This is a genomic window from Bacillus sp. JJ1609 (genome assembly GCF_036967045.1).
GTDB lineage: Bacteria > Bacillota > Bacilli > Bacillales > Cytobacillaceae > Mesobacillus.
The window spans coordinates 229,265-231,578 of the sequence record NZ_JBALSS010000001.1; the positions used below are offsets into that span (position 1 = coordinate 229,265).

General features: G+C 41.3%; 5 protein-coding genes. 1 reads left to right on the top strand and 4 read right to left on the bottom strand.

Annotated elements, in window-relative coordinates; all coding sequences use genetic code 11:
- Positions 1 to 48: 48 nt before the first annotated feature.
- Complete coding sequence (locus V7654_RS01115; protein ID WP_251483168.1) at positions 49 to 324, bottom strand: YlbG family protein; 276 nt, start codon at positions 322 to 324, stop codon at positions 49 to 51.
- Positions 325 to 540: 216 nt separating this feature from the next.
- Here V7654_RS01115 and V7654_RS01120 point away from each other — a divergent pair, with 216 nt between their 5' ends.
- Entirely contained in the window at positions 541 to 867 is a 327-nt protein-coding gene (locus V7654_RS01120; RefSeq protein WP_335427818.1) for a hypothetical protein, read from the top strand.
- A 108-nt stretch (positions 868 to 975) separates the two neighbouring features.
- On the opposite strand, the gene V7654_RS01125 is transcribed toward V7654_RS01120, so the two are convergent.
- The 3 genes from V7654_RS01125 to V7654_RS01135 form a co-directional block, all read right to left on the bottom strand.
- On the bottom strand, positions 976 to 1,419 hold the full coding sequence (locus V7654_RS01125; protein ID WP_438825234.1) for a YlbF family regulator: 444 nt from the start codon (positions 1,417 to 1,419) through the stop codon (positions 976 to 978).
- A gap of 125 nt (positions 1,420 to 1,544) precedes the next feature.
- Positions 1,545 to 1,784: a YlbE-like family protein gene (locus V7654_RS01130; protein WP_335378529.1), complete on the bottom strand. Its 240-nt coding sequence runs from the start codon at positions 1,782 to 1,784 to the stop codon at positions 1,545 to 1,547.
- Between the two features lie 13 nt (positions 1,785 to 1,797).
- Entirely contained in the window at positions 1,798 to 2,199 is a 402-nt protein-coding gene (locus V7654_RS01135; RefSeq protein WP_335427819.1) for a YlbD family protein, read from the bottom strand.
- Positions 2,200 to 2,314 lie beyond the last annotated feature (115 nt).

The following is a 2,314-nucleotide window of genomic DNA, read 5'->3' on the forward strand; positions in this document are numbered from 1 at the left end:
GTTTGTCTACAGTCTGAGGTGAGGAATTTCTCCTCACCTTTAACTTTTTTATATACCCATTTTATAATCATATTCCTTCGCTTTATCAGGGGAAGAGTTTTCAAATTCCATTTTTAAGAATGGCTTATAGGAAGGTTCCACCTTTTTAACAAACGAATATGAACTGATCTTTTCCATTAACGCCTCTGTCTCTTCAAGGTTGCAATAGATCACGGCATATTTGAGTCTTTTCGAGACAAAATGAACATTTCCAAATCTTCTAAGCATCTTGGCTTGTTTCAGTGAATATAGCCAGACGATTATTCCTTGCCTCTGTCCTATCATATTCTTGGTTCCCCTTTGGTAAACGTTTGCTTTGTAATAGTCTAGCATATAAAAACCTAAGTTTTCAATGATGAATATCCAGTTTGCCCCTTTTGTGGTTATTGCGTATTATGTTAAGAATAGCGTAAAGGCTTATAAAGTGGTCCTGGATTAATGGGAACTGGTTACTGGCTGCTCACTGGAGCTGTACTAATAAAGCATTTCTAAGGTGATTATATGGATATTGAAGTAATCTGGACACAATTTTTAAAGATGCTTTGTGATGATAATTCAATTGCTCAAGCAAGTTATAAAAAATCCGCAGGTATCCCCTTCTTGTATATCCAGGCGAAAGATCATCCAAGCAAAAGTGAACTGGAAAACGCCATACGGCAATCAGCAGCTGGAGCAATGCAAGGCAAACAGCTTCATAGCGAAACTGAGTTTGTCAGAAATGAGGATAATCTTTTTGTATTCCGCCATCGTTTTTATGTCCCGCAAAGAAAAATGTTCTGCTGCGGAAATCTATGCCCAGATTGCATAAGACTTAAAACCTGGGAATAACGCACAGCGATGCGTTAAAGCGTTGGGGGTNNGTTGGGGGTCAGACCCCCGCTGCGTTAAAGGGGTAAAGAAAAGAGCATGGATTCGGTCCATGCTCATGCTGATCTATTATGCGGAACATCCACAGCTTCCGCCGCTGCCACAGCCGCCGCTGCAGGAGCTTTCGAAGAATGGGTTGCCAGTCGGCACTTTCACGCTTTCTGAGACTGACCTGCCGATAATGACACTTACTTCATCAAGAAGCCCCTGAAGGTCATTCTCGGCTTTCTTGAACTCCGCTATGACCTCATCCATATCAAGATCCCTTTTAACGATGCGAATCTTGCCCATAACTTCTTTATAGTCAGGATGATACTTCCCGAAACGCTGGACTTCCTCATAGCGATCCTTCATATCTACAAACTCATTTATCTTTCTTTGAGTTTCAGGATCGTTTTTAACACTATATAAACATTGCCGATAATGCTCGGCAATATCAGATTGCAAAATCATGCTGACAAGTTGTTCAGCTTCTTCTAATAACAAAACTCTTTCTGATGTAACAGCAAGCAATGCTGGCTCACCTCCGACCCCATTTTACCATGAATCCGCCAGAAATGCGAAATTTTCTGGTACGCGGCATTTTAAGATTGACGAGGCAAAAAATTAAAGCTCTCTTCACACAGAAGAAAGCTTCGTCATGATTGGGAATTCATGCTTGAGAACATATGCATCATCATTGATGCCATCTGGACACTATTGGAAAATTTCTGCACTTTATGCGGAATGGTTTTCTCGAAATGGTGGAGCGCAGCAATCTGTGCAGAGTAAATGTCACGTGGGTCCCTGCTAAGTTTTCTATACCAGTGTGGCTGGGCTCGGACAAACTCAATCAATTCTTTATTGGACCGCAATTGCTCGATTACCTCTTTTCTCATAATTAGCTCCTTCCTAATCCTTCCTGAATGAAAAAGGATGCCCCGGACCAGAGCTTTTTACAGACTGCTGGCCGCCTTTATTTCCCTGGAACTGCGAAAGTACCCCTTGAATCGCTCCGAGTGCCTGACTGATGTTAGAGATTTGTCCCTGCAATTGTTCTGGATCCATATTTTTCACTGCACCCATGATGGTTCCAAGCCAATCTGTTTTCTTTTCCTGTTCTTCGACTGAATCTTTATTTTCGCGGGTTTCACTGCTGTTCCATTTAGGATCATCCTCACCAAGCAGATACCAATCCTCATACAGCTCCTGCCAGGTCGTGTTTCCTTTTCTCACTTCCTGGATGAGCTCCGGATGATTCTTTACAAACTCCTTGAATTTTTGAACAGAGGGATGAAGATTTTTTTTGGCCATAGCTTTCACCTCACTGTGTAACAAATGCCTATAATAGCTTATGATTTACATTCAGATTGGTGAGGAAAATGCCTAATAATATATTAAATGTATTTTTTCTTTGGCTCTGTTAAAG